23 protein-coding genes are annotated in these 26,038 nt (G+C 73.7%); 15 read left to right on the forward strand and 8 right to left on the reverse strand.

The features are described 5' to 3' along the window. Positions 1–54 precede the first annotated feature (54 nt). Entirely contained in the window at positions 55–588 is a 534-nt protein-coding gene (locus tag ACZ4MH_RS01140; RefSeq protein WP_351597993.1) for an EF-hand domain-containing protein, read from the forward strand. 75 nt (positions 589–663) lie between these two features. Here the strand turns inward: ACZ4MH_RS01140 and ACZ4MH_RS01145 are convergent, their stop codons facing one another. Genes ACZ4MH_RS01145 through ACZ4MH_RS01170 form a run of 6 tightly spaced genes read right to left on the reverse strand, consistent with a single transcriptional unit; the run spans position 664 to position 6,450 of the window. Continuing rightward, a complete protein-coding gene (locus tag ACZ4MH_RS01145; RefSeq protein ID WP_351597990.1) occupies positions 664–1,128 on the reverse strand; it encodes a DUF6917 domain-containing protein in 465 nt (154 codons plus the stop codon). Next, the gene (locus ACZ4MH_RS01150; RefSeq protein WP_351597987.1) at positions 1,125–2,072 is read right to left on the reverse strand and encodes a Gfo/Idh/MocA family protein; all 948 of its coding nucleotides are present in this window, start codon (positions 2,070–2,072) and stop codon (positions 1,125–1,127) included. Before ACZ4MH_RS01150 ends, ACZ4MH_RS01145 begins: the two co-directional genes overlap by 4 nt. Continuing rightward, positions 2,069–3,193, reverse strand: a complete 1,125-nt coding sequence (locus ACZ4MH_RS01155; RefSeq protein ID WP_351597984.1) for an Ldh family oxidoreductase — start codon at positions 3,191–3,193, stop codon at positions 2,069–2,071. Before ACZ4MH_RS01155 ends, ACZ4MH_RS01150 begins: the two co-directional genes overlap by 4 nt. Then, positions 3,190–4,512, reverse strand: a complete 1,323-nt coding sequence (locus tag ACZ4MH_RS01160; protein WP_351597981.1) for a M20/M25/M40 family metallo-hydrolase — start codon at positions 4,510–4,512, stop codon at positions 3,190–3,192. Before ACZ4MH_RS01160 ends, ACZ4MH_RS01155 begins: the two co-directional genes overlap by 4 nt. Then, positions 4,509–5,426 (reverse strand): sugar phosphate isomerase/epimerase family protein, encoded by a 918-nt coding sequence (locus ACZ4MH_RS01165; protein WP_351597978.1) that lies wholly within the window; start codon positions 5,424–5,426, stop codon positions 4,509–4,511. Before ACZ4MH_RS01165 ends, ACZ4MH_RS01160 begins: the two co-directional genes overlap by 4 nt. Next, positions 5,416–6,450 carry a Gfo/Idh/MocA family oxidoreductase gene (locus ACZ4MH_RS01170; RefSeq protein ID WP_351597975.1) on the reverse strand — a complete coding sequence of 345 codons (1,035 nt, stop codon included), beginning with the start codon at positions 6,448–6,450 and terminating at the stop codon, positions 5,416–5,418. Before ACZ4MH_RS01170 ends, ACZ4MH_RS01165 begins: the two co-directional genes overlap by 11 nt. A gap of 288 nt (positions 6,451–6,738) precedes the next feature. On the opposite strand from ACZ4MH_RS01170, the gene ACZ4MH_RS01175 reads away from it, so the two are divergent. The 9 genes from ACZ4MH_RS01175 to ACZ4MH_RS01215 all read left to right on the forward strand — a co-directional run bounded on the left by ACZ4MH_RS01175 (position 6,739) and on the right by ACZ4MH_RS01215 (position 18,450). Next, positions 6,739–7,842: a DegT/DnrJ/EryC1/StrS family aminotransferase gene (locus ACZ4MH_RS01175; RefSeq protein ID WP_351597972.1), complete on the forward strand. Its 1,104-nt coding sequence runs from the start codon at positions 6,739–6,741 to the stop codon at positions 7,840–7,842. Further along, positions 7,839–8,969: a DegT/DnrJ/EryC1/StrS family aminotransferase gene (locus ACZ4MH_RS01180; RefSeq protein WP_351597969.1), complete on the forward strand. Its 1,131-nt coding sequence runs from the start codon at positions 7,839–7,841 to the stop codon at positions 8,967–8,969. Before ACZ4MH_RS01175 ends, ACZ4MH_RS01180 begins: the two co-directional genes overlap by 4 nt. A gap of 96 nt (positions 8,970–9,065) precedes the next feature. Continuing rightward, positions 9,066–10,064 carry a UbiA family prenyltransferase gene (locus ACZ4MH_RS01185; protein WP_351597966.1) on the forward strand — a complete coding sequence of 333 codons (999 nt, stop codon included), beginning with the start codon at positions 9,066–9,068 and terminating at the stop codon, positions 10,062–10,064. Next, positions 10,061–11,434: a protoporphyrinogen/coproporphyrinogen oxidase gene (locus ACZ4MH_RS01190; protein ID WP_467753702.1), complete on the forward strand. Its 1,374-nt coding sequence runs from the start codon at positions 10,061–10,063 to the stop codon at positions 11,432–11,434. The genes ACZ4MH_RS01185 and ACZ4MH_RS01190 overlap by 4 nt, the downstream gene beginning before the upstream one ends. A gap of 1 nt (position 11,435) precedes the next feature. Continuing rightward, positions 11,436–13,013 carry a long-chain fatty acid--CoA ligase gene (locus tag ACZ4MH_RS01195; RefSeq protein WP_351599322.1) on the forward strand — a complete coding sequence of 526 codons (1,578 nt, stop codon included), beginning with the start codon at positions 11,436–11,438 and terminating at the stop codon, positions 13,011–13,013. A gap of 26 nt (positions 13,014–13,039) precedes the next feature. Then, positions 13,040–13,888 carry a methyltransferase gene (locus ACZ4MH_RS01200; RefSeq protein WP_351599323.1) on the forward strand — a complete coding sequence of 283 codons (849 nt, stop codon included), beginning with the start codon at positions 13,040–13,042 and terminating at the stop codon, positions 13,886–13,888. Then, the gene (locus tag ACZ4MH_RS01205) at positions 13,885–15,579 is read left to right on the forward strand and encodes a CoA transferase (RefSeq protein ID WP_351599324.1); all 1,695 of its coding nucleotides are present in this window, start codon (positions 13,885–13,887) and stop codon (positions 15,577–15,579) included. The genes ACZ4MH_RS01200 and ACZ4MH_RS01205 overlap by 4 nt, the downstream gene beginning before the upstream one ends. Continuing rightward, positions 15,576–17,222 carry a class I adenylate-forming enzyme family protein gene (locus ACZ4MH_RS01210; RefSeq protein ID WP_351599325.1) on the forward strand — a complete coding sequence of 549 codons (1,647 nt, stop codon included), beginning with the start codon at positions 15,576–15,578 and terminating at the stop codon, positions 17,220–17,222. The genes ACZ4MH_RS01205 and ACZ4MH_RS01210 overlap by 4 nt, the downstream gene beginning before the upstream one ends. Before the next feature lie 97 nt (positions 17,223–17,319). Continuing rightward, positions 17,320–18,450: a PP2C family protein-serine/threonine phosphatase gene (locus ACZ4MH_RS01215; RefSeq protein WP_351599326.1), complete on the forward strand. Its 1,131-nt coding sequence runs from the start codon at positions 17,320–17,322 to the stop codon at positions 18,448–18,450. Positions 18,451–18,484: 34 nt separating this feature from the next. On the opposite strand, the gene ACZ4MH_RS01220 is transcribed toward ACZ4MH_RS01215, so the two are convergent. Beyond that, the gene (locus tag ACZ4MH_RS01220; RefSeq protein ID WP_351599327.1) at positions 18,485–19,366 is read right to left on the reverse strand and encodes a DUF5707 domain-containing protein; all 882 of its coding nucleotides are present in this window, start codon (positions 19,364–19,366) and stop codon (positions 18,485–18,487) included. A gap of 287 nt (positions 19,367–19,653) precedes the next feature. Here ACZ4MH_RS01220 and ACZ4MH_RS01225 point away from each other — a divergent pair, with 287 nt between their 5' ends. Together ACZ4MH_RS01225 and ACZ4MH_RS01230 are read left to right on the forward strand one after the other, a co-directional pair. Continuing rightward, positions 19,654–20,250: a TetR/AcrR family transcriptional regulator gene (locus ACZ4MH_RS01225; protein WP_351599336.1), complete on the forward strand. Its 597-nt coding sequence runs from the start codon at positions 19,654–19,656 to the stop codon at positions 20,248–20,250. 5 nt (positions 20,251–20,255) lie between these two features. Next, complete coding sequence (locus ACZ4MH_RS01230) at positions 20,256–21,479, forward strand: GDSL-type esterase/lipase family protein (RefSeq protein ID WP_351599328.1); 1,224 nt, start codon at positions 20,256–20,258, stop codon at positions 21,477–21,479. A 22-nt stretch (positions 21,480–21,501) separates the two neighbouring features. On the opposite strand, the gene ACZ4MH_RS01235 is transcribed toward ACZ4MH_RS01230, so the two are convergent. Then, on the reverse strand, positions 21,502–21,876 hold the full coding sequence (locus ACZ4MH_RS01235) for a hypothetical protein (protein WP_351599329.1): 375 nt from the start codon (positions 21,874–21,876) through the stop codon (positions 21,502–21,504). Between the two features lie 329 nt (positions 21,877–22,205). On the opposite strand from ACZ4MH_RS01235, the gene ACZ4MH_RS01240 reads away from it, so the two are divergent. From ACZ4MH_RS01240 to ACZ4MH_RS01250, 3 genes are read left to right on the forward strand one after another with little or no spacing between them, the layout of a single operon-like run. Next, positions 22,206–23,207, forward strand: coding sequence for a LacI family DNA-binding transcriptional regulator (locus ACZ4MH_RS01240; protein WP_351599330.1), 1,002 nt, complete (start codon positions 22,206–22,208; stop codon positions 23,205–23,207). 24 nt (positions 23,208–23,231) lie between these two features. Then, positions 23,232–24,455: a D-mannonate dehydratase ManD gene (manD, locus tag ACZ4MH_RS01245; protein ID WP_351599331.1), complete on the forward strand. Its 1,224-nt coding sequence runs from the start codon at positions 23,232–23,234 to the stop codon at positions 24,453–24,455. Between the two features lie 43 nt (positions 24,456–24,498). Beyond that, positions 24,499–26,013, forward strand: a complete 1,515-nt coding sequence (locus ACZ4MH_RS01250) for a mannitol dehydrogenase family protein (RefSeq protein ID WP_351599332.1) — start codon at positions 24,499–24,501, stop codon at positions 26,011–26,013. Positions 26,014–26,038 lie beyond the last annotated feature (25 nt).

Raw genomic sequence — 26,038 nt, forward strand, 5'->3', positions numbered from 1 at the left:
GTCCAGCGCCGCTGAAATCCCGCACATCCCGCACATCGAGGAAAGGACACACCCATGGCTACTCCCGTCGCGAACGAGCGCCTGCGGAAGCGTTTCGAGAAGTGGGACTCGGACGGCAACGGAATCCTGGAATGGCAGGATTTCGAGCAGGAGGCCGGGAAGATCGCGCAGAACTTCGGCAAGGCCACCGACTCCCAGGAGGCGCGGTCGCTGCGGGAAGCGTTCCGCAGCCTCTTCGATCACCTCACGCAGGCGGCCGGGGCACCGTCGAACGGCCCGCTCACCCAGGACCAGTTCCTGCGCGTCACCGAGAACCTCATCTTCGAAGGAGGCGAGGCCGACTTCAACCGCGCGCTCGGCCCGGTGGTGAAGGGCATCATCGGTCTCTGCGACAAGAACGCCGACGGCCAGATCAACGCGAGCGAGTTCGAGGCGTGGCTCGGCGGGATCGGCGTGGACCGCTCGGCCGCCCAGGAGGCGTTCCGCAAGGTGGACACCAACGACGACGGCGAGCTGTCGCTCGACGAACTGCTCGCGGCGGTACGCAAGTACCACTTCGGCCAGCTGGACGTCGAGCTGCTCGGCTGATCCCGTCACCGACGCGAAAGGCGCGGCCGGTGGTCCCCGCGGGGCCACCGGCCGCGCCGTGTCCGTGAGCGGCGGTCAGTGGGCCGGTGACCTCATCTGCGTGAAGGCGACCGGGAGTTCGGGGCACAGCTCCAGGTCGCCGCCGGTGACGAGCCGGCCGGTGCGGATCAGGATGTTGTAGTGGTTGGGGAAGTGGCAGGCGTCGAAGCCGACGACGGTGCCGATGCAGAGGCCGTCGATCCAGACGTCGTCCCCGCGGTCGATCACCCCCGCGCAGGCCAGCTCCACGAAGCCGAGGAAGCCGACCCGGTCGATGCGGGAGCCCGGGCGGGTCTCCCGCTGGTCGGTGGTGACCAGTTCGTGGACCTCGCCGCGTTGCACGCAGCGGCTCGCGTGCGGTTCGAGCGTCATGCCGCGGTCCGTCCGGCGGTGCAGCAGGATCTTCACGAGGTCGCCGCGCACGGAGCGCTTGGGACCGTCCTCGTGCGACGTGCTGCCCCCGTGCGAAGCGCCGGCCTCGTGGCACATGCGTCCGGTCACTGGTCTCCCCTGTCTGTCATCACGTCTGTCGTCACGACGTGTTCCGTGCGGTAGCTCGCCGCCACCAGCTCCAGCGCGGCGAGGCCGTCGTCCGTGCCGTCGTCCCCCGGTGGCCGGGCCGCGGCGAAGTCGTCGAGGATGCCGGCGTACTCGTGCCACAGCGACGCCTTGAAGCCCGGGTGCCGGGCCAGCATGTCCGCGTACCGCACGGTGCCGTCCGTCAGCCGCACCTCGATGTCCTTGGCCTCGCCGGGGTAGGACCAGTCCAGTTCGACCGTGGCCGTGCGCCCGTCCGCGGCGCGCAGGCCGATCACCGCCTGCCGGTCGGTGCCCCGCGCGTCGCGCGTGATCGCCGCCTCGCTGACCTGCACCTCCCCGAGGAACTGCCGTACGAGGTCGAAGGCGTTGGGGCCGTTGTCGGCCACGCAGCCGCCGCCGCACCGCTCGGGATCGAGGTACCAGGTGTCGCCGCCGATGTGCTCCTCGATGCGTTCGAGGTAGCGGACCGTGAGCGAGGCGATGGGGGCCCGGGCGGCCGCCACGTCGCGCCGGAGCCGGCGGACCTCGTCGTTGTAACGGCGGTGGAAGGCCGTGAAGAGCGGGGTCGCGTGCGCGCGGGCCAGCGCGGTCAGCTCCCGCCCCTCCCCCGCGTGCAGGGCGAGCGGCTTCTCGACGCAGACCGGGAGGCCGGCGCGCAGGGCGTCCCGGCAGATCCCGGCGTGCGCGTGGTTCGGTACGGCGACGACCACGGCGTCCAGGCCGGGCTCCGCCAGAAGCGCCTCGTGGCCGGCGTGGCAGGGGACGTGACCGCGGTGCGGGGCGAGCGCCGCCTCGCGCGGGTCGCACACGGCCGCCAGGGTCCAGCCGGGCAGTCGGTCGATCGCGGCGAGGTAGTACCGGGAGATGGCGCCGAGCCCGATGACGCCGATGCGGCGGGGCCTCATCGCGCCGCTCCCGTCGCCCGGGAGAGCACCCCGAGGGCGGTGAGCTCTTCGTGGAGGTGGGCCGGGAGGGGGATGCCGTCACGGCGCCGCGTCTCCGCCCGCTCCGCCTCCCACCAGCCCGGATAGCGCACGGGGCGGCTCTCGTGCACGGGCGGGCAGGCCAGCAGCGTGCCGAACAGGGCCCGTGCGGCGCCGGGGAAGTCCCCGTCGGGCCGCAGTTTCTCCGGTGCGACGGCGAGGGCGAAGAAGCCGATGTCGTCGTCGCGGCCGTGCGGCCGGCCGTCGCCCTCCAGCGCCTCCGGGGCCGGCCCGACGGCCGCGCCCGGCAGCAGGGCTGCGAGCAGCTCGACGACGAGGCCGAGGCCGAAGCCCTTGTACGCGCCGGTGGCCGGGTCGCCGCCGAGCCAGCGCAGATGGGCCTCGCCGCGGTCGAAGGCGCCGGGGTCGGTCTGCGGGTTGCCCGCCGGGTCCGCCAGCCAGCCTTCCGGTACGGGCTCGCCGCGGCGCGCTGCCGTGCGGATCCGTCCCGTGGGGACGACCGTGGTGCTCATGTCGAGGACGAAGGGGCGGCCGTCCAGCGCGGGCGCGGCGACGCTGAGCGGGTTCGTGCCGAGCATGGCGAGCGTGCCGTCCGGCGGGCGGGCGATGCGCTGGCCGCCGCAGTTGCTCGCGAGCATGCCGATCATGCCCTGTTCGGCGGCGCGTGCGGTGTGGAATCCGGCGCAGCCGAAGTGGGTCGCGCGGCGGGCCGAGACCAGGCCGATGCCGTACAGCCGGGCTCGCTCGACGGCGAGGTCCATCGCCTCGGCCGCTGCCCACAGACCGAGTGCGCGGCGCGAGTCGAGGACCACGCAGGCGCCGAGGTCGGTGACGGTCCGGGGCTCGGCGGCGGGGTCGGCCCTCCCGCTCTCCAGGAGCGGGAGGTAGAGGCGCCCGAGGTTGAAGACGCCGTGCGAATCGAGCCCGGTGAGGTCTCCGTAGCACAGGGCGGTGGCGGCGGTACGGGCGCGCCGGTGCGGGACGCCGTAGGAGGCGAAGAGGGTGGTGACGGCCGTGCGCAGGGCGTCGTACTCGACCAGTACCGGCGGCTGCGGTGCCTGGTCCTTGGCTGGGTGGGTCATACGGAACTCCCTTGCCGGTCCGCTGGTCGGTCTGCTCGCCGGGCCGTGCGCCGGGCGAAGGTCGTGAGCACCGCGGCCACCGCCGAGGCGAAGGCCTCCAGGTCGGCGAGGTCCGCGAACTCCCCTTCGGCGTGTGCGTGGTTGCCGTCGAGGGTGCCGGGGCCGAGGACCGCGGTGAAGGTGCCGGGGCGGCCGGCCATCCAGAGGGCGTCGCAGGTGAACGCCGGTTCGTCGGCGGGGTATCGGGGCACGCCCGCGTCCGCGAGGACGGCCTCAGCCCACGGGTCGGCGTCGGCCAGGCACGGCAGGCCGCGTTTGTCCCACCGGAGGCGGGTGATGCGGGCCGCGTCGGCGGCCGTGCGCGCGAACTCTCGGGCAGCTCCGAAGCGTTCGGCGAAGGCCCGGAGTCCTGCGTCGAACGCCTCGGTCACCGCCCGTTCCAGTACGGCGCCGTCGGAGGTGCGCGCGTACGAGAGGTTGAGGAGCAGGTGGCCGCGGCCGTAGACGCGGTTGTGCAGGTCGCCGGTGTGCAGTCCGGCGACACAGACCCGGCCGTCCGGCAGCGCCCCGTCCAGGGCGGCGGCCAGGTGCTGGGCGAGGAAGCCGAGGAGGACCGTGGCATTGTGACCGGTGTCCGGGCGGTCGTCGATCGCGCCCTCGCCGTCGACGGTGATCCGCGCGGTCATCGAGGCGGTGGCCCGGGGGAGGTAGCGCAGCCCGGTCGGCTCGCAGAAGAGGTTGAGGCGTCCGTAGTACCCGGCTTCGATCAGCGGCCGGGTGCCGTACGTGCCCATCGCGCCGCCCTCCTCGCCGGCGACCGCCTGGATCAGGACGGCGGTGTCGCGGCCGAGGGACGGTTCCGCCGCGGCCGCCGCCCGGACGGCCGCCAGCAGGGCCACCGCCGGGCCCTTGGCGTCCGCCGCGCCGCGTCCGGTGAAGCGCCGCCCGTCGAAGGTGACCGGCTGCTGCCCGGCGACCGTGTCGAGGTGGACGTTGCACATCACGGTCGCGGCGGGCGGCCGCGCGGGACCCAGCCGCAGGACGAGGCTGGGCTGCAGCGCGAGGAAGTCCGGGTCGGCCGCGGCCCGTCGTACGGCCGCGGGCACGTCCGGGCGGGCGGCGCAGGCGGCGGGTGGCGCCGCGTGGTGCACGACCCGCATGCCGATCTCCTCGGCGGCGCGCGCGTAGTCGTGCTGTGCCTCCCACAGCCGCGCGGGTACGCCGCCGGGGCCGGTCTCCAGCGGGCCGGCCGTCGGCGTGCGCAGCAGCCGGTGGAGCAGGTCAAGGTCGGCGGGGCCGAGCAGGGGGCCGCCGGTCATGCGCGGGCCCCTTCCGACGTTCCGCCGGGGCCCGCGGCGGCGGCCGTCGTCGCGTGCGGCGCCACGCCCGCCAGTACCTCTTCGAGGCGCCGCCCCGCGCGGACGAAGAGCGCCGCCGCGTCGTCACGGGTGCGCAAGCCCTCGTGTGGCCGGACGGCGAGGTGCGGTTCGAGGGAGAAGGCGCCGGGGTAGCCGGACTCCAGGAGCAGCCGCAGACAGTCGGCGACGCGCGCCTGTCCGTCGCCGGGCAGCGTGTACGCCACCGTGCCGTCCGGGGCCCGTACGGCGTCCTTGACGTGGACGTGGGCGACGTGCGGCAGCACCTGCTCCAGGACGCCGAGCGCGTCGTAGCCGTACGGGACGCCGTTCCCCGTGTCGAACAGCAGGCGCAGCGCGGGGCTGTCGACCTCGCGCACCAGGCGCAGCATCCGGTCGGCGCGGTCGCCGGCCCAGCCCGCGCAGTTCTCGTGCAGCAGGGTGAGGCCGGTCGCTTCCGCGCGGGCGGCGAGGCGGGCGACGCGGTCGACGGCCCGCGCGGCCCATTCGGCCTCGGGGAGCCCGTCGTCGGGGTACGACATGATCCGTACGTACCGGCAGCCCAGGGCCGCGCACTGGTCGGCCAGCGTGTCCAGTTCGGCGAGGTCGTCGGCGAACGGGTGGGTGATGGGGCGGGACCAGTTGCCGATGCGGGAGGCGAGGCAGAGCACGTCGAGGCCGGCGTCGCGGAGCCGGGCCGCGACGGTGCGGAAGGTGCCGGCGTCGAGGTCGGCGAGCGGCACACCGTCGATGGTGCGCAGCTCCAGCGCGCTCCAGCCGAGCCGGCGGACGGCGTCGAGCTGCCCGTCCAGGCCGCGGGCCGCCTCGTCGCCGATGCCGGTCAATCGGTGCTGCGGGAAAGGGCGTTCACCGGACATGCGGTTCCTCCGTTGTCGGGGCGGCGGGGGTCTCCCCCGCGGTCGGGGGTTCGGCGGCGCGGCAGTGGTCCTTCGCCGCGCACAGCAGGCGGACCACGTCGTAGGGCAGGGTCGAGTCGTGCCGCCGGCCCGCCGCGAAGTCCTCGTACGTCTGCCGGACGAAGGCCGTGAGCGCGTCGTCGCGGAAGACGCGGGGGCGGTGCGGGTCGTCGGGGAGGACGAGCTGTGCGTGGTCGTCGTGCTCGCTCAGGGGATAGTGGCCGACCACCGTGGCCCGCTCGAACCGCAGGGTGACGCTGCGTTGTTGGACGGGCGAGGCGAGGTCGGAGGCGATCTCGGTCCGTACGCCGGAGTGGTGGCGGAGCGTGAGCCGGGCACCGCCCATCCGGCGGCGTACGCCGCCTTCGCACGCCAGGTCGCTCCAGTGCGCGTCGACGAGGTCGGCGGGCCCCGCCAGGTCGAGGACGACGCCGAGGGAGTGCGGTATCTCCACGTCGAAGGCGGTCGGGTGGCCGTCCTCGGTGAGGGACTTGAGGAAGCGCGGTTTGTGCTGCGCGAAGGCGATGTGGCGCAGCGCACCGTGCGGGCGTTCCTCGACCAGGCGGCGCAGCCGGTGGGTGAGGCCGGCGGCCAGCCAGTGGCTCATGACCACCAGGTCGAGGCCGTACCGGTGGCGCAGCCGGTCGATGGCGTCGAGAGCAGCGCGGTCGGCCGCGAGCGGCTTCTCGACGAGGAACCTGCGGAAGCCCAGCCGGGCGAGCTCGGCGAGGACGGGGGCCCGTGCCCGGGGCGGGGTGCAGACGTGGACGACGGTGGCCGGCGGGGCGACGAGCCGGGCGGCCTCGGCGAGCGAGCGGGTGACCGTCACGCCGGTGAGGCCGTGGCCGGCCTGCGGGCGCGGGTCGCAGGCGATCAACCGGCCGGTGACCGGCGGACCTTCGGGTAAGGCGGCCAGGCGCGCGAGAGCCTTCACATGAAGTCCGGCTCCGGACCGGCCCAGCCCGATCACGAGGGGCTGCAGCATCTTCCTCCAAAAAAGGTGCGCGGCGTGCGCGCCGTTCATCGGACAAGCGAATGCTGCGTGCCGCCAGAAGGGGAGTCAAGAAATATGAATAGGACTTACCGCAAAGTGTGAATATGCCAGGGGGTATGTGTCGATTGGTGCGAACGGGGGATCACTCACCCTGCGGGAAACCGCCGAATGTGTACCAGGGGGGTGTACTAGGGGGTGGTGAAGGTAGCGACCTTTCAAGGGCATTGTCATACAGTCCCATTCTTCTCCCAGGCCAAGACCTTCGCGCGACTGTGGCCATTGATCGAGGACCGTGTGAACGAGGTGTTCGACAACGGGAAATTCTCGCACGGCCGTCAGGTGGCGGAACTGGAAAGCGCGTTGGCCGCGTACACGGGAGCGCGCCATGTGATCGGGGTGAACAGCGGGACGGACGCGCTGGTGCTGCTGCTGCGCGCCTGCGGCATCCGGCCCGGCGATGGCGTCCTGGTGCCCGCGTACTCCTTCGCGGCCACCGCCACGTCGGTGGCGCTCGCCGGTGGCCGGCCGCAGTTCGTCGACATCGACCCCGTCACGTACGCCATGGACCCCGCCGCGCTGGCCGCCGCCGTCTCGCCGACGAGCCGCTTCGTGCTGCCCGCGCATCTCTTCCATCAGATGGCCGACATGGCGGGCCTGGCCGGTGTGGCGGCCCGGCACGGGCTGGTGCTGCTGGAGGACAGCGCGGAGGCGATCGGCATGCGGCAGCGCGGCGTGCACGCCGGGCTGCACGGCGCGGGCGGCGTGCTGTCGTTCTTTCCGAGCAAGACGCTCGGCGCGCTCGGCGACGCGGGCGCGGTGCTCACCGACGATCCCGGGACGGCGGAGCTGGTCTCCGGCCTGCGGCACCACGGCCGGCTCGGCCGCACCCTCGACGACTTCCCCACGATCTCGACGCGGTCCACGCTGCCCGGCGTGAACAGCAAGATGGACGACATCCAGGCGGCGGTACTGCTGGCCAAACTGACCCGGCTGGACGCCGACATCGCGCGCCGCGGCGAACTGGCCGCGGCCTACGGGGAACGGCTCAGGGAAATTCCCGGCGTCCTGCGACTGCCCGAAGTGGTCGACCGCGGCCCCGACTCCTCGCCCGTCTTCTACGTTTATCTGATCGAGGTCGAGCGCCGGGACGAACTGGTCGCCCATCTCGCCCGGCACGGCATCGGGACCGAGGTGTATTACCCGACCCCGCTGCATCTGCAGCCCTGCTTCGCGGAAATCGGCCATTCCCGGGGGGACTTCCCGAATGCGGAGGCGGCGAGCGAGCGCGCGGTGGCGCTGCCTTTCCATCCGGACCTTTCCGAGCGGCAGCTCGACCGCGTCTGCGAGGCGATCAGCGCGTTCTACCGCGGGAGGCCGGAATGACCACAGCGCCACGTATTCCGTTCTTCCCGCCGGACCTGTTCGAGGACGACCGCGCGGTACTGCTCGACCTCCTCCGCGACATCGGCCTCGCACCGGAACAGCGCTTCATCCTCGGGGAACACACCCGCAGGTTCGAGCAGTTGCTACAGGAATCGCTCGGCGCCGCCGACGTGGTCGCCTGCAGCAGCGGGACCTCGGCGCTGGACCTGGTGCTCGCCGCGCTCGGCGTGGGCCCGGGCGACGAGGTGGTGGTACCGGCCTTCGGCTGCGCCCCGCTCGCCTCCTCCGTCGTGCACCTGGGCGCCACGCCCGTATTCGCCGATGTCCGGCCGCACACGATGGTCGCCGACCCCGCCGAGGTGGAGAAGCGGATCACCGAGCGCACCAAGGCGCTCATGCCGGCCCACATCTTCTCCGTGATGGCCGACATGCCGCAGTTCGCCGACCTCGCGCGGCGCCACGGCGTCCGGCTCGTCGAGGACTCGGCGGTCGCGCAGGGCGCGGTGCTCGGTGGCAGGCCCGCCGGGCTGTGGGGCGAGGCCGGGGTGTTCTCGTTCGTGCAGGTGAAGTCCTTCGGGATGCCCGGCGAGGGCGGCGTGGTGGTGACCCGGGACGCGGCGCTCGGGGAGCGGGTGCGGATGCTGCGCAATCACGGGCAGGACGGCCGCCATCGGTTCCTGCATCACGTCATCGGGCGGAACAGCAGGTTCGACGAGATCCAGGCGGCGTTCCAGATCCACCGCTTCGGCGGGCTGGCGCGGCGGCTGGAGCGGCGCGCCGCCATCGCCGAGTACTACACCGAGCGGTTCGCGCCGCTGGCGGAGCGGGGCGTGGTCCCGCCGCCCGCGGGCCGCGACGGCCGCTGTTACTACGTCTACGCGGTCCTCGCGGAGCGGCGGCAGGAGCTGGAGCGGCGGCTGCGGGAGCGCGGGATCGAGTCCCACGCCTACTACCCGCTCCCGCTGCCGCTGCAGCCCGCGTTCGCCGTGTACGCGGCGCCCGGCGACCGGTGGCCACACGCCGAGGAGGCGAGCCGGCGCGCCCTGGCGCTGCCCGTGTATCCGCATCTGACCGATGCGCAGGTCGAGTACGTCGCCGACGCCGTGTGCGCGTTCGCGGGCCACTGAGCAACAAGCGACCGAGCAGCGAGCCGCTGAGCAGCAAGCGGCCGTGCAGCGGGCGACCGATCAGAAGGCGACCAACTCACAAGGAGGACAAGGCAGATGGCACACCACGACCTACCGGCCGGGCTGCCGCGGGCCGCCGCACGGCGGACGGAGCACCGGCTCCGCAGCTATGTCCGGCTGGGCAAGCTCGACGTCTACGACTACTACCTCAGCATCCTGGTGGTGCTGGCCGCCGTGCTGCTGCCCGCCGCCCGGTTCGACCGGCCCACCGGCACGATGCTCGTGGTGTTCCTGCTCGGCCAGGTGTGCGTGATCATGGCGATGGTCGCGCTGGACGACGTGACCGGCTTCCGCGACGGCAGCGACACCCAGAATTACGGCCCGGACAACCCGCTGCGCAACAAGCTGCGCAAGCCGCTGGTGGCCGGCACCCTGACGGAACGCGAGGCGCTGGGCTTCGCCTGGGTGACGGCGCTGGCCGGCGCGGTCCTGTGGGCCGCCGCCGTGACCGTCGCGCCGCACCGTCCGACGTGGGCGCTGGTGCTGATCGCGGCCCTGTTCGTGGTGTCCCTCCAGTACTCCTACGGCCTGAAGATCAGCTATCACGGCTTCCAGGAGGCGTTCCTCGTCGCGCTGGGCGTGGTGCTGGTTGTCGCGCCGTACGGCCTCGCCGCCGGCCATTTCTCCGGGTTCCTCCTCGTGCAGGGCGTGCTGTTCGGGTTCGGCCCGCTGATGTTCGGGGTGTACTCCAACACCAACGACGTCGAGGGCGACCGGGCCGTCGGGCGGCCGACCGTGGCGGCACTGGTGTCGGAGCGCGGCAACGCGGTGTTCATCGGCTGCCTGTCGGCCGCGGAGTTCCTGCTCGGCGCGGTCGCCTCGGCCACCGGCATCGCCCCGTGGTGGTTCGTGCTGCTGATGCTGCCCGCGACGGCACTGCGGACGAAGCAGTTCGTCACCGGCTTCGTGCGCGGTGACATCATGCGGGCCCGGAAGACCGGCTTCGCGGTGCACCGCCTGAGCGTGGCGCTGCTGGTGGCGGCGAACCTCCTCGTGGGGTCGGGCCTCCTCGTGGGTTCGGGGGCCGCCGCATGAGCCCGGACCTGGACGTGGCCGTGATCGGCGCGGGCATCGCCGGGCTGACCACCGCGCACGAGCTGCAGCGCGCCGGGCTGAGCGTCCGGGTGTACGAGAAGCAGCGGCACGTCGGCGGCCGGATGCGCAGCTTCCGGCACGACGGCTACACCGTCGACGAGGGCGCCGAGCAGCTGCCCCGGCACGGCTACCGCGCCACCTGGGAGCTGATCGAGCGGCTGGGCGTGCCGGACGGCGACGTGCCGCGGATCGGCGGCCGGCTGGGCATGTGGCGCGGCGCGCGTGCCCGGCCGGGCGTGGCGGAGCGCTCTGCGCTGCTCACCGGCGCCGGGCTCGGCCCGCGCGCCCGCCTGGACCTGGCCCGCCTCATGGGCCGGCTCGCGCGGCAGCGCGCGGAGTTCGACGCCGACCACCCGGAGCGCACCCCGCTGGGCAGGACGACCGTCAAGGAACTGGCCGGGCGCTACCACCCCGACCTCCACGACTACCTCCTGCAGCCCATCGCCGGCGGCTTCTTCGGCTGGGACACCGCGCGCTCCGCCGCGGCCCCGATGCTGAGCCTGCTGCTGGACGCGGGCGGGCCGGCGAGCTGGCGTACGTACACGGGCGGCATGGACCTGCTCGCCCGCCGGCTCGCCGCCGGGCTCGACGTGGTCACCGGCAGCGAGGTGCACGAAGTGGTCGCCGACAAGGACTCGGCGGGATTGCGGATCGGCGGCGGCGTCGTCACCGCGCGCGCCGCGGTGCTCTGCGTGCCGGCGCCCGTCGCGGCCCGGCTGCACGCCAACCCCTCGGCGGACGAGGCCGCCTTCCTGTCCGCGTGCACGTTCACGCCGACGCTGAAGGTGAGCTGCCTGCTGGACCGGCCGCTCGGGCCGCGGGCCGGCGGCGAGCCCCTGTACCTCCTCCTCGCCCCGGACGCGGAGGACAGCGTGCTCTCCGGCGTCATCGCCGACCACGTCAAGCACCCGGCGCGGGCCCCCGCAGGCAAGGGCCTGCTGACCCTCATGGCGCACGCGCGGACCATCCCCGAGCTGCTCGCCGCGCCGGAACGGGAGGTCGTCGAGCGCCTCACCAAGGCGGCCCGGCGCTATGTACCGGGCCTGGAGCAGGCCGGTATGCGCAACTTCGTGCACGCCTTCCCGCACGGCCTGCCCGAGGCCACCCCCGCCGCGCTGCGCCGCCGCCCGTCCTTCATGGCGCGCGCCACCGGCCCCGTGGAGTACGCGGGCGACTGGGTGATGCTGCGGCCGTCCTCCGAGGGCGCCGTGCGCGCGGGCGCGCTCGCCGCCTCGCGCGTCCTCAGCCGGCTGCGCGGACCCCGCCCGCACGACACGACCGACCGGGAGACGACGCGTGAAACCGCATGACATGGGGACCCTGTTCGAGGAGTGCGCCGAGCGGGGACACGGTACGGAATTCCGGCTGGACCGGCCGTTCGACATCGCGCCGGAGGCCGGTACGACGCACTCCGTCGCCGGACTGGCCGCGCTCGTGCAGGACATGGCGGGCCGGCTGGCCGCCGCCGGGGCCCGTCCCGGGGACCGGGTGGCGATCGTCAAGGACAACCACTGGGACTACGACCTGCTGGCCTGCGCCGCCGTGCGGATCGGCGCCGTCCCCGCACAGCTCTCCGGGCAGCTCCCCGGCGAGACGCTGCGACTGCTGCTCGAACGCCTCGGCCCCGCCCTGCTCGTGACCACGTCGGGCCTGCTGGAGCGCGCCCGCGCCGAAGGCGCCGACCTGCTGCGGGCCGCGGACGCCTGCGCCGTACTGGACGGCGCGTTACCGGGCACGCTCGCCTTCGAAGCCCTGCAGGGGAACCCCGCGCCCGGCCCCCGCCGACGGCACGACGACGAGCCCCTGGTCATCAACCACACCTCGGGCACGACGGGCGTACCCAAACTGGTGGTGCACTCGACCCGCACGATCATCGGCAAGCTGGCCCGGTTCGAGACCGTGCGGTATCCGAAGATCGGCGTGCGGCGTGACGACACGCTGCTCAACGCCAGCTCGTACGCCCACGGCCGGACGTTCTGCTGGACCGCGAGCGTGCTGTGCCTGGCGCCGCGCCGGATCACGATCGTCACGGGTCAAGACCCGGACGCCGCCGACCCGTTGCTGCGCGCCCACCCGCCGACGGTCGTCGAGGCGCTCCCCGCCTCGTTCGTCCGCTTCCGGCCGCTGACCGCCCGCCTGGACAACCCGTTCCGGCGCGTACGGCTGTACATCAGCACGTACGACGCGGTGCACCCGCCCGTCCTCCGCGCCTACCTCCAGGCCAGCGCGCACCGCAGCCCGCTGTGGATGCAGGGCTGGGGCCAGACCGAGACCGGCCCGCTGACCTTCCGCTTCCACACCCGCCGCGCCGTGTCGGCGGACGAGGGGCAGCGGGACGCCCGCGATCTCGGCCGGCCCATTCCGCTCAAGACCCGGCTGCGGGTGGTCGATCCCGACACGCTCGCGCCGCTGCCGCGTGGCCGCGAGGGGCTCGTCCTGGCCAGGACGGCGGCGCGCGGCCTCGCGTACGTCGGCGAGGACGCCCGCTGGGCGGCGAAGCAGCACGGCGGCTGGTGGAACACCGGCGACATCGGCATCCGCAGCCGCGGCGGCAGCGTCCGGCTGCTCGACCGCGAGGTCGACCGCACTCCCCGACTGAGCTGCCTGCAAACGGAGGACGTGCTGGAGGAACGGCTGCCGCAGGTCCTGGAGTGCGTCGTGCTCGGCAGCCCCGGCGAGGCGCCGCTGCCGGTCGTGGTCACCGCGGACGGCACGCTGGACCGGGACCGCTGGCAGGAGGCGGTGCGCGACCTCCCGACGCTGCGCGAGCCGGCCGTCCTCACCTGGGACGCCGTCCCCCGTACGGGCACGGGCAAGGTCCGCCGCACGGCACTGCGCCGCCGGCTCACCGGCCGTACGGACACCTCGGGCTCCGGCCGGTGGACGTGAGAGCCGGCGCCCGGAACGAGCAGCTCATGTATCGCAGAGAGGCGGGGAGCACACTGAGCCGGACCCTGAAAGACGACACCCTTGGTTACGTCTTCGACAACGACAGCACGCACAGCGAGGAACAGCACCGCTGCCTGGCCGCCGCGTACGACCCGGTGACCCTCGCGCGGCTGGCCGCGACGGGGGTCGGGGACGGCTGGCGGTGCCTGGAGATCGGTTCGGGCGGCGGGAGCGTGGCGCGCTGGCTCGCCGCACGCGTCGCGCCCACCGGCGAGGTGACCGCCACCGACGTCAAACCGCACCACATCCCCGAGACGCCGCACCTCTCCGTGGTACGGCACGACGTGGTGACCGACCCGCTGCCCGAGGCGGCCTTCGACCTCATCGTGGCGCGCCTCGTCCTGCAGCACCTCGCGGAGCGGGGCGCGGTGCTCGACAAGCTGGTACGCGCCCTCAAGCCCGGCGGCCTGCTGCAGATCGACGAGTTCGACACCTCCTACGAACCGCCGCTGCTCGCCCCGGACGGGCGCGCGGCCGAGCTGTACACGGCCTTCCTGCGGGCGAAGGCCGACGCGATGCAGGCGGGCGGCGGCGATCCGCACTGGGGGCGGCAGGTGCCGGCCGCGATGCGGGCCGCGGGGCTCGTCGACATCGACCCGCAGCCGTTCATCGAGGCGCGGCACGCCGGCTCCGCCGGCCTCCGGCTCCAGCTGCACCACACGTACCACCTGCGGGACAAGCTGATCGCCGCGGGCATGACCGAGCGGGACCTGGAAGAGGTACGCGTACTGATGCGGGACCCGTCCTTCCGCGCGGCGTCCAGCGTCCTGTACTCGACACAGGGCCGCCGTCCGCGGATCGGAGGCGGCTCGTGACCGCGCCGGCGCCGCCGGACGGGGCCGCTGTCGCGGGGCGCGTCGCCGCGCGCGCCCTGGACCTCGCGGACGCCCCCAAGTCCGGCCGGTCCGCGTACACGATCGACTGGGCGGGCCCTGTCGGCCTGCCGCTGCCCGACGAACGGGCCGTCCAGGCGGCCTGCGGCATCATGCACGTGCACGGCCGCGCGGCCGGCCGCCCCGCGCCGCTCGCCGTCGACTACGCGTCGGCGGTGGCCGGAGTACTGGCCGCGCAGGGCGCCCTGGCCGTCCTCATCGGCCGGTCCCGGGGCCTGGAGCTGCACCGGGTCCGCACCTCGGTCGCCCAGGCGGCGCTGCTCTCCGTAGCGCAGTACCTCGCCGCCGCGACCGCCGGCGACGACCCGCCGGAGCCGCTCGCGCCCGGCGAGTGCGCCTGGCTGACGGCCGACGGGGTGCACATCGAGGTGGAGACCCTCGACGCCCTTCAGTGGCAGGAGTTCTGGCGGCGGCTCGGCGCGCCTCCCTCCGACGTCGGGCGCGGCTGGCGCCCCTTCCAGCAGCGGTTCGGCACGGCCGGCTGCCCGCTGCCGGCGTCCCTGCACGAGGCGGTGGCCCGTGCGTCGTTCCGGGCCGTGCGGCACGCGGCCGGCGAGGCGGGCGTCAGCGTACTGGCGGTCCGCGAGGACCCGTTCCCGCCGATCGGCATCCGGCCGTGGACCCTGACGCCGTTCCCCGAGCGGGCCGCCGCGCGGCCGTCTCCGGCGACGGAAGCGCCGCTCGGCGGCCTGCGGGTCGTGGAGTCGACCCGGCGGGTGCAGGGACCGCTCGCCGGGCACATCCTGCGGATGCTCGGCGCCGAGGTCATGCGCATCGAGCCGCCGGGCGGCGACCCGATGCGCGGCATCCCGCCGATCGCGGGCACGTGTTCGGCCCGCTTCAGCGCGCTCAACGCGGACAAGACCGTCGCGGAGATCGACCTCACCACGGACGCCGGCCGGCGCGAGGTGCACGAACTGGTCTCCGGGGCCGATGTCTTCCTGCACAACTGGGCGCCGGGCAAGGCCGCGCAGCTGCGCCTGGACGCCGACGACCTGCGCAGGACCCGCCCGGGCCTGGTGTACGCCGGGGCCTCGGGCTGGGGCGACGCGCTGGGGCCCACGCCGCCGGTCGGCACCGACTTCCTGGTGCAGGCCCGCAGCGGCCTGGCCGCCGCGCTCCGCCCCGCCGACGAGCCCCCCGTCCCCTCCCTGATGACGCTCACCGACGTCCTCGGCGGCCTGGTGTCGGCGCAGGGCGTACTGGCGGCCCTGCTCACCCGCATCCGTACCGGTCACGGCGGGCGCGTCGACTCCTCCCTGCTCTCCGCCGCCGCGGTGATCCCGCGCCGCCGCCGACGGGTGGAGTGGACCCCGCTGGACCGTCCGGTGCGGACCGCGGACGGCTATCTCGCGCTCGGCCCGGAGGCCCGCGCCCGGCCGGAGCGGGTCGCGCGGATCACGGGGCCCGGCGCCGCGGCGGACCTCGCCGCGTCCCTCCTCCGCTTCCGCCTCCGCCCGACGGGCTTCTGGTCACCCCGGCTGCACGAGGCGGGCCTGACCGCGACACCTGTCTGCACCGACCTGCGCGACCTGCCCCGCGCCCCGGCCTTCCGCGCGGCCGTGGCGACGGCGGAGCACGCTCATCCGCTCGCACCCTGGGAGTTCGCATGAACGCAGGCTCAGGAGCTCCCGCGCCGACGGCCGTATGGACCTCCCGCGACGGAGTCACGATCCGCGATCTCGTACCGGCGCGGTACCGCCGCGCCTGGGCAGCGCGGGGCCACTGCCCGGACCGCGATCTGTACTCCCTCTTCGCCGAGCACGCCCGCCGGCACCCCGCCCGGGAGGCGGTCATCGACGCGGCGGGCGCGGTGGACTACGCCACCCTCGCCGCCCGGGTGCGCCACCTCGCCGGCGCCTTCGCCGCCGCGGGCCTGGGCGCGCGGGACATCATCGCGCTCCGCCTGCCCAACGGCCGCGAGGCGGTGGCGGCGGAGCTGGCGGTGGCCGCGCTGGGCGCGGTGTCGCTCCCGTACCCGACCGGCCGCGGCACCCGGGACACCCTCAGCCTGCTGACCCGCTCCCGCGCCCGCGGCGCCGTCTTCTCCTCCCCCGACGACGTCGCCCTGCGCTCTCAACTACCGTATCTGCGCGCCGTGTTCGCCCTCGGTGACGTGCCCGGAGCCCGCCCGCTCGACGGGCCCGCGCACACCTTCCCGGACCCGCCGTCCCCCGACCCCGAATCCCCCGCCCGCATCCTCGTCTCCTCCGGCTCCGAGGCCGAGCCGAAGATGGTCGCCTACTCGCACAACGCGATGGCCGGCGGCCGGGCCGCGTACATCCGGTCCCTGCACCCCGCCGGCTCCCCGCCCCGCCACCTCGTCCTCGTCCCGCTCGCCTCCTCGTTCGGCTCCTGCGGCACGCCCGTCACGGTCGCGGCGCTCGGCGGCACGCTCCTCGTCCAGGAGTCCTTCGATCCGGCCGCGGCCCTCCGCATGATCACCGAGCACCGGCCCACGCACGTCTTCGGCGTACCGACCATGCTCCGCCGCCTCGCCGACCACCCACCGCTCCCGGCCGAGGACCTCACCGGTCTGCGGGCGGTGGTCTCCAGCGGCGCCGCGCTGCCCGAGTCCACCGCCGACGCCTGCCGGCGGCGCTTCTCGCGCCCGGTCATCGCCGTGTACGGCTCCTCCGACGGCGTGAACTGCCACACCGCGGCGACCGGCCTCACCCCGGAGACCGGCACCGGCCGCCCCGACCCCGCCGTGGCCGCCATCCGCATCACCGACGGCCGCGGCGACCCGCTCCCCCCGGGGCAGCCGGGCGAGATCTGCGCCCGCGGCCCGATGACGCCGCTCTGCTATGTCGCGAGCCCGGAGCTGGACGCCCGCTACCGCACCGCCACCGGCTGGGTGCGCACGGGCGACCGCGGGCTGCTGGACGCGCACGGCCGGCTGCACGTCCTCGGCCGGCTCCGGCAGATCGTCGTACGCGGCGGTTACAACATCAGCCCCGCCGAGGTGGAGCGGGAGCTGGGCGCCCACCCCGCCGTCGCCGAGGCCGTCTGCGTCGCCGTGCCGGACCCCGACCTGGGCGAGCGCCTGTGCGCGTGCGTCCGCGAGCTGCCCGGTACGACGCCCACGCTGACCCTGCCGGACCTCACCGCGTTCCTGGAGCGGGAGCGCGGCCTCGAACGCCGAAAGCTGCCCGAACTTCTCCTCCGGCTGCCGGAAATGCCGCTGGGCCCGACGGGCAAGGTCTGCCGCCGGACCCTGACGGCGATGGCGTCCGCGACGCCGCGGCGCGCCTGAGAGACTCCGCTGGTGGCGCGCCCGGGGCAGGTACCGTTCGGCCGCGTTCGGCTTGCCGTGAGCTGCCTGCGGCGTTCCGGGCGGGCAAGATGGCCTGATGAGGGAGTTGGCAGTGTGGTCGCGGACGCGTCATTGGATTCCGGCGGCGGTGATCGTTCTCGCGGTGCTGGTGGAGCTGCTGTCGCCCCCGGCCGTGTCGTCGGCGCCGCTGCTGGCCGTCGCGCCGGTGGCGGCGGTCTCCCTCCTCCGGCCGGCGGGCATCATCGCCGTCGGCCTCGCCGCGATGATGGCGCACGCGGGCCTGGCATACGCCGACGGTTCCTTCGGCTGGCAGGCCGGCATCGCCAACCAGGTCACCCTGCTGGCCGTCACCGCACTGGCCGTGGGCCTGGACCGGTCCCTGCGCTCGCAGCACGCCAGCGCCAGCCGGGCGCGGTACGCCGCCGAGGTGGCCCAGCGGGCCGTCCTGCCCCGGCCGCCCAGCAGGCTGGGTGACCTGCGGATCGCGGCCCGCTACGTGCCGGCCGAGGACATGGCCCTGATCGGCGGGGACCTCTTCGTGGTGCAGGAGACCCCGTTCGGCGTCCGCGCGATGGTCGGCGACGTGCGCGGCAAGGGGCTGGCCGCCGTCGCGGCCGTCAGCGTCGACATCGGCGCCTTCCGCTTCGCCGCCGACCACTCGCCCGACCTGCCCGATCTGGTCCAGGTCATGGAGGAGTCGCTGCTGCGCGAGGGGCGGCGCCGGGACGGCCCGGACGAGACGGAGGGGTTCACGACCGCCCTGATCGTCCAGTTCAGCGCGGATCTGGAGCAGGTGCAGCTCGTCAACCGCGGGCACCCGGCGCCGCTCCTGCTGTACGCGGACGGCCGGGCGCGCGTACTGGAGCCGGCGGAGGAGGCGCCGCCGCTGGGCATCACGACCCTGGGCGACTGGGCGTCACCGGTGGACACGTACGCCTTCCCGCCCGGGTCGATGCTGCTGTGCTTCACCGACGGCGTGACCGAGGCCCGCGACCGCGCCGGCACCTTCTACGACCCGGCCGACCGGGTGCCCGGCATGATCCACGACTACCTGCACCAGACCGGGCATCTCCCGGAGCCGTCGGCCGTCCTGGACTTCCTGGCCCGCGACGTCAGCCGCCACAGCGCCAGCGCTCCCCAGGACGACCAGGCCCTCCTCGCGCTCCACCGTCCCCTCCCCCACCAGGACCTGCTCACTCGCCGGTGACCGGGCCCCGCCGGAGAAGGGGACGTGCCGGGCGTCAGCGCACGTCGACGCAGTCGCCGGTGGAGGTCACGGCGGGGGTGGTGGAGGTACCGGCGAAGCTGTACCGCCAGCAGGTGTCGGTGCTCGCGGTCCGGGTGGTCTTCACCTGTCCCGCGGCCGAGCCGCTGCCCGAGGTGTACGTCTTCAGCGTGGAGTACGTGCTGCCGCTCGCGGCACGCGACTGGAGCTTCACCGACTGCTGGGTGTAGCCGGCGTACTTGTAGGTGTCCCAGTTGGCGCGCGTCAGCAAGCCGGAAATGGTGATGGTCCTGCCCTTGACGACCGGCTCGGGCGAGGCGTTGGCGGTCAGCTTGGAGTAGCGCTTCATCGAGAAGGACTTGACGTTGTCCTGCTGGACGTAGTCCGCGTCATTGCCCTGCGCGAGCGCCCACACCTTCCAGGTGCCCGCCGCACCGTTGAACAGGTGGGACTGCGGGTCGATCGTGAACGTCTGCGTGCACTTGGCGGTGGTGGACGAGGTCGCCGTGCAGCCGGCGTACTCCTCGTTCGGGGTGACGCCGGTGTCGATGTCGTCGAAGGTGGCGCCGCCGTGCCACAGGAGGGCGGTGGCCGAGTCGATGCCCGAGTCGTCGGTCGCGGTGAAGGTCACCGTCACCGTCTTGGTGTTGGTGGTGCCCAGGACCACGTCCTTGCCGCCGTTGACGACGACGTCGGAGATGGTCGTGTCGCCGTACCCGTCGTCGGCGGCGGCGGCACGCAAGCCGGCCGGCGCGGCCTTCGGCTGCTTCGCCGAGGCGGCCTGCTGCACGGAGCTGTCGTGCGCGGTACGGGCGGCAGCGGCGGCATCGCCCGCCTGCCCGGCGTCGGCCTGCGCGACCGGGATCGCGAGAGCCGTCAGGGCCAGAGCACCGCTCACGGCGGCGGCAGTGGCGCGTCTACGCATGGTGTTCCCCAAGTGGAGAAGGGGGCCCGGAACTGGCTGCTCACAGGCCCGAAGGTTCGAAGGAGTCTGTTGACTCGACGGTGAAGATCACCCGGAGAACCGAAAGGTTGTACGGGTGGGGAGGAAAATCCCAACGCCAGGTGAACGACCCAGGTACCTAACGGGCACCTAACAGGGCCTAGCAAGTGCATGGATTTGCCTAATACTATTAGGCAACTGCATAATCGCTTCTGGCTGACTGCTGACTGGAGGACGGCATGGTGCGGCGCGTAGGGCTGACCACGGAGCGCCTGACCCGGGCGGGGGCGGAACTGGCCGACGAGGTCGGGTTCGACCAGGTGACCGTCTCGGCGCTCGCCCGGCGGTTCGACGTGAAGGTCGCGAGTCTGTACTCGCACGTGAAGAGCTCCCAGGACCTCAAGACCCGGATCGCCCTGCTCGCCCTGGAGGAACTCGCCGACCGGGCCGCCGCTGCGCTCGCCGGGCGGGCCGGCAAGGACGCCCTGGCCGCCTTCGCGAACGTCTACCGCGACTACGCCCGGGAGCATCCCGGGCGCTACGCCGCGGCCCAGCTGAGGCTCGACCCGGAAACGGCGGCCGCCAGTGCCGGCGTCCGGCACGCGCAGATGACCCGGGCGATCCTGCGCGGCTACGACCTGACGGAGCCCGACCAGACGCACGCGGTCCGGATGCTGGGCAGCGTCTTCCACGGCTACGTCAGCCTGGAAATGGGCGGCGGCTTCAGCCACAGCGCCCCGGACACACAGGAAACCTGGTCGCGGATGCTGGACGCCCTCGACGCACTGCTGCGGAACTGGCCCGCGCCCCCGAACACCCCCGTCACCCCAACAGGTTGAGACACATGCGCACCGAGCACACCGAGCAGACCGAGCACACCTGGATCACCACACCCATCACCGCCGACCTCCTGCGCGGCGCCCTCGACCTGGAGCGCACCGCGCACGGCGTGCTGCCGCACCGGCTGCCCGCCCGGGCCCGCAAGCAGATCCCCGACGGCCAGCTGGCCATGGCGGAGTCCCAGCCCTCCGGCGTACGGCTGGTCTTCCGCACCCGTGCCACCGCCGTCGAACTGGACACGCTGCCCACCAAGCGAGTCTACGTGGGCGCCCCGCCCCGCCCGGACGGCGTGTACGACCTGCTCGTCGACGGCCGGCTGGCCGACCGGGGCAGCGTCACGGGCGGCAACACCCTGACCATCGACATGACCACCGGTTCCGCCACGACCGAGCCCGGCCCGGTCGGCACCCTCCGCTTCACCGACCTGCCCGGCCCGTCCGACCCGTCCAGTCCGTCCGACCGCGTCAAGGACGTCGAGATCTGGCTGCCGCACAACGAGGCCACCGAACTCGTCGCGCTGCGTACCGACGCCCCCGTCGAGCCCGTGCCGGACCGGGGCCGCAAGGTGTGGCTGCACCACGGCAGTTCGATCAGCCACGGCTCCGACGCCGCCAGCCCCACCACCACGTGGCCCGCGCTCGCCGCCTCCCTCGCCGGCGTGGAACTGATCAACCTGGGGCTGGGCGGCAGCGCCCTGCTCGACCCGTTCACCGCCCGTACCCTGCGGGACACCCCCGCCGACCTGATCAGCGTCAAGATCGGCATCAATCTGGTCAACGCCGACCTGATGCGGCTGCGCGCCTTCGCCCCGGCGGTGCACGGCTTCCTCGACACCATCCGGGAAGGGCACCCGACCACACCGCTGCTGGTCGTCTCGCCCCTCTTCTGCCCGATCCACGAGGACACCCCCGGCCCGGCCGCTCCGGACTTCAGCAACGTCAGTGCCGGGAAGCTGAGTTTCCGGGCCACGGGCGACCCCGCTGACCGCACCCGCCTGACGCTCAACATCATCCGGGAGGAGCTCTCCCGCCTCACCGCCGCACGCGCGACCGAGGACCCGAACCTGCACTACCTCGACGGCCGCGAGCTCTACGGCCGGGCCGACTTCGCCGAACTGCCGCTGCCCGACCAGCTCCACCCGGACGCCGCCACCCACCGCCGTATCGGCGAACGCTTCGCCGAGGTGGCCTTCACTGCCAACGGCGTCTTCGCGGACCGCGACGCCTGACCCCCGGCCGCCGACGCCCTCTTCACACGTCGAACCCCTGCTCCGCCGCGCGGAGCCATTTTCTGGTGGCCGACAGGTCGGCGCGGGCCCGGCTCAGTACCACGTAGAAGAAGATGCCGTCGTTCCGGCAGCGGGAGAGGGGACGGATGAGGTGGTATTCGTCATCCAGCGTGATCAGGATGTCTTCCATCCGGTCGGGGCTGTAGCCGAGCGTTTCGAGCGCGGCGAGTTTGGCCCGTACGACATCGGTGTCCACCAGCGCCGCCTTCTCCAGGTCGGGGCCGGCGGGGTGGCCGATGGAGCCCAGCATGAGCCGACTGTAGTAGTCGACCACGGAGACCCCGAGGACACCGTCGATCTGCAACAGGTCCCGCAACGTCTGATCGATGCCGGTCACGGCCCACCTGCTCCCGCCCCCCGATGCTCGCGCCCACACGTCATCGTTGCAGGCAGCAAGACATGAACCCGCTGCTTGATCAGAACCGTCGTCACTTGTTGCGGCCCTGGTCGAGAATGTATGGGAGGCAGCCGGTTGTGGCCGTGGGGCGGCGGGGCCGTGGGTGGTCGGCGGTGCTGCGGCGGCGCGCGAAGCCACGGGCAGACACCATTGACAAGCTTGCGCAATATTGCCGAACATAAGGCGGGTCAATCTCTGGCCCGACGACCGCAGGTAGTGCGGCGTCGCGTTTCCCGCCAGGAGGCAAGATGGGCTGCACCCTCACGGACGTGGCCAAACGCGCAGGCGTCGCGCTGTCCACCGCATCCCGCGCGTTCAGCGAGCCGGACCGGCTGGGCCCGGAAACCTTGCGCAAGGTTGTCGAGGCCGCCCGCGAGCTCGGTTATGAGGCGCCGCCGGGCCGGGTGAGCGGTGGCAGGGGCCGGGACTCCCAGCAGGACACCGTCGCCGTGCTCGTCCCGGATGTCGCGAACCCGGTGTTCGGCTCCTTCGTCAAGAGCGCGCAGCGCGAGGGCTGGCACCGCCGGCTGGCCGTCGTACTGGCCGACACGGACTTCGACCCCGCGCACGAGCGGGAGCTGATCGGGCACCTGTGCCGGCGCGCGGCCGGGCTGATCGTCTGTTCTCCGCGCCTGGCGGCCGAGGAGGTGATCGGGCTGTGCGGTGACACGCCGCTGGTGCTGGTCAACCGGGAGACCGACCGGGCCGATTGCGTGCTCGCCGACGCGGGTGAGGGGCTGCGCCAGACCGTCGCCTACCTGGCAGCGCTCGGCCACCGGAAGCTCGCCTACGTACAGGGGTCCGCGCGCTCCTGGTCCAATGCCCACCGCGTCGCGCTGGCCCGCGCGCTGACGGCGGAGGCCGGGCTCGAACTCGACGTGCTGGGGCGGCAGTCGGAGACCGCCGCCGGCGGCACCGCGGCCGCGGCGAGCGTGCTGGCCTCCGGCGCCACCGCCGTGCTCGCCCACAACGACCTCGTGGCCCTGGGCATCGTTGCCGGCGCCCGCGCACTCGGCGTACGGGTCCCGGCGGACCTCAGCGTCGTCGGCTTCGACGACATCCCCTTCACCGAGGTCACCCACCCGGCTCTCACCAGCGTCGCCGTGCCCATGGCGCGGGCCGGCGCGAGCGCGGTGGAGCGGATTTCCGCGGCCCTCTCCGGCACGGGACGCGCCCGGCCGGAGACCCTGCGGCTGACCACCCAGCTGCACGTCCGCGGCTCGACGGGCCCGGTGCCCGCAGCCGCCCCCGCGCTCCCCGCCCGCTCCTGACCGGAAGTCCCCGAGGAGTACCTGATGAGCAAGCCCGACCGCATCGTGGCCGCCGATGTCCTGGTCACCAGCCCGACCCGCAACTTCGTCACCCTCAAGGTCACCACCGAACAGGGACTCGTCGGCTGGGGCGACGCCACGCTCAACGGCCGCGAACTGTCCGTCGCCTCCTACCTCCGCGACCATGTGGCCCCCCTGCTCATCGGCCGCGACCCCGCCCGCATCGAGGACACCTGGCAGTACCTCTACCGCGGCGGCTACTGGCGCCGCGGCCCCGTCACGATGACCTCCGTCGGCGCGGTCGACCTGGCCCTGTGGGACATCAAGGGCAAGGCCGCGGGGCTGCCCGTCTACCAGTTGCTCGGCGGCGCCGTACGCGACCGGATCCTCTCCTACACCCACGCCACCGGCTGGGACGTACCGCAGCTGCTGGACTCCCTCGACGCCCGGCTCGCCCAGGGCTTCCGGGCCGTACGGGCCCAGACCGGCGTCCCCGGCCTGGACATCGTGTACGGCGTCGCCAAGGACGGCGCCGCGTACGAGCCCGCCGGGCGCGGCCTCGCCCCCGTCGAGGAGACCTGGGACACCGACGCCTATCTCCGGCACGCGCCCGAGGCGTTGGCCGCGGCCCGCTCCCACCTCGGCCCCGACGTCAAGCTCCTGCACGACGCCCACCACCGCCTCACCCCCAACGAGGCCGCCCGGCTGGGCCGTTCGCTGGAGGACCTCGACCTGTTCTGGCTGGAGGACGTCACCCCCGCCGAGAATCAGGAGGTGCTCCGCCCCCTCCGCGCGAAGACCACCGTTCCGCTCGCCATCGGGGAGGTGTTCCACACCGTCTGGGAGTGCCAGAGCCTGATCACCGAGCAGCTCATCGACTACGTGCGCTGCTGCGTCACCCACGCCGGCGGCATCAGCCATCTGCGCCGGATCGCCGCCCTCGCCGACATCTGGCAGATCCAGCTCGGCCCGCACGGCCCCTCCGACGTCTCCCCCGTCGCGCTGGCCGCCTCGCTCCACGTGGGCCTGGCCACGCCCAACTTCGCCATCCAGGAGTACATGGGGTACGACCCGCTGGTGCACGAGGTGTTCCAGCACTCCTGGTCGTACGAGGACGGGCATCTGCACCCCGGAGACGCGCCAGGGCTCGGCATCGAGGTCGACGAGGACCTCGCGGCGCGCCATCCGTACGAGCCCGCCTACCTGCCCGTCGCCCGCCGCCGCGACGGCTCGATGACCGACTGGTGACCCGGCCGCCGCAACGACGACCACCGCAAGGACGTACCCGCACATGACCACCGCCTCCGCCCGCGCCGCCCGGCTCACCGCCGCCACCACACCGGCCGGCGCACTGCTGCACCACCGCACCCTCACCCCCGCCGAGACCGGCGTCGTCCACCTCGGCCTCGGCAACTTCCACCGCGCCCACCAGGCCGTCTACACCGCCGCCGCGCTCGCCCGCGAGGACGGCCCGTGGGGCGTCCTGGGCGTCGCCGGGCGCTCCGCGGGCGTCGCCGACGCGCTGCGCGCCCAGGACCTGCGCTACACCGTCGCCGAGGTCTCCCCGGACGGCCTGCGCTGCACCGTCCCCGCCGTGCACACCGGAGTACTGGTCGCCGCGCGGGAACCCGAGCAGGTGCAGCGAGCGCTCGCCGCCGCCGGCACCCGCGTGATCTCCCTGACCGTCACCGAGCATGGCTACACGTACTCGCCCCGCACCGGCGGCCTCGACCTAGACCACCCGGGTATACGGGCGGACCTGCGTGGCAACCGCCTCGCCCCGCAGACCACCGTGGGCCGTATCGTGCGTGCCCTTCAGGAGCGCGCCGCCACCCACGGCGCCCCGGTCACCGTCCTCAGCTGCGACAACCTGATCGGCAACGGCGACCACACGCGTCGCCTCGTCGAGGAGTTCACCGCCCAGCTCCCGGCCGGCGAGCGCGAAGAGCTCAGCGCCTGGATGGCCGCCGGGAACGTCACCTTCCCCAACACGATGGTCGACCGCATCGTGCCGGCGACGACGGACGCGGAGCGCACCGCCGTCGCCGAGGCGCTCGGGCTGCGCGACGACGTCCCGGTACCGGCCGAGCCGTTCACCATGTGGGTACTGGAGGACCGCTTCGCCGCGTCCCGTCCCGCCTGGGAGGCCGGCGGCGCGCTGTTCGCCGACGACGTGGAGCCGTACGAGCTTCTGAAGGTCCGGCTGCTGAACGGCACGCACTCGCTCATCGCCTACCTGGGCGCCCTGGACGGCCGCGACACCATTCCGGAGTCCACCGCGCAGCCCTTCGTCACGGAGGCGGCCCGCGCGGTCCTGTGGAACGAGTACTTGCCCGGTCTCACCGTCCCCGACGGCATCGACCTGGAAGCGTACGTGACCCAGCTGTTCACCCGCTGGGCCAATTCGGCGCTCGGGCACCGCACCCGGCAGGTCGGCTCGGACGGCTCCGTCAAGCTGCGCCAGCGCGTCCCCGGCCCCGCGCTGCTCCAGCTGCGGTCCGGCCGGATGCCGCATCACCTCGCCCTCACCGTCGCCGCCTACCTGTGCTGCCTGGCCCCCTCCGCCGGCTTCGATCCGGGCGAGCACGCGGCCGCCATGGCGGACCCGGCCCGCGACCACCTCGCCGCACTGCGCGCCCGCACTCCTGACGGCCCGTCGTTCGCCACCGCCGTACTGAACGACGGCCTCCTCGGCGACGACCTCCCGGAACACCCCGAATTCGCCGCGCGGACCGGCGAGTTCATCGACCTGATCCACACCCGTGGCCCACGCGCGGCGGCCACCGAAGCCGCCCGCTCCGCCTGACCGGCAATGCGGCGATGTACTGCTC

It is taken from the genome of Streptomyces sp. NPDC026301 (assembly GCF_055567935.1).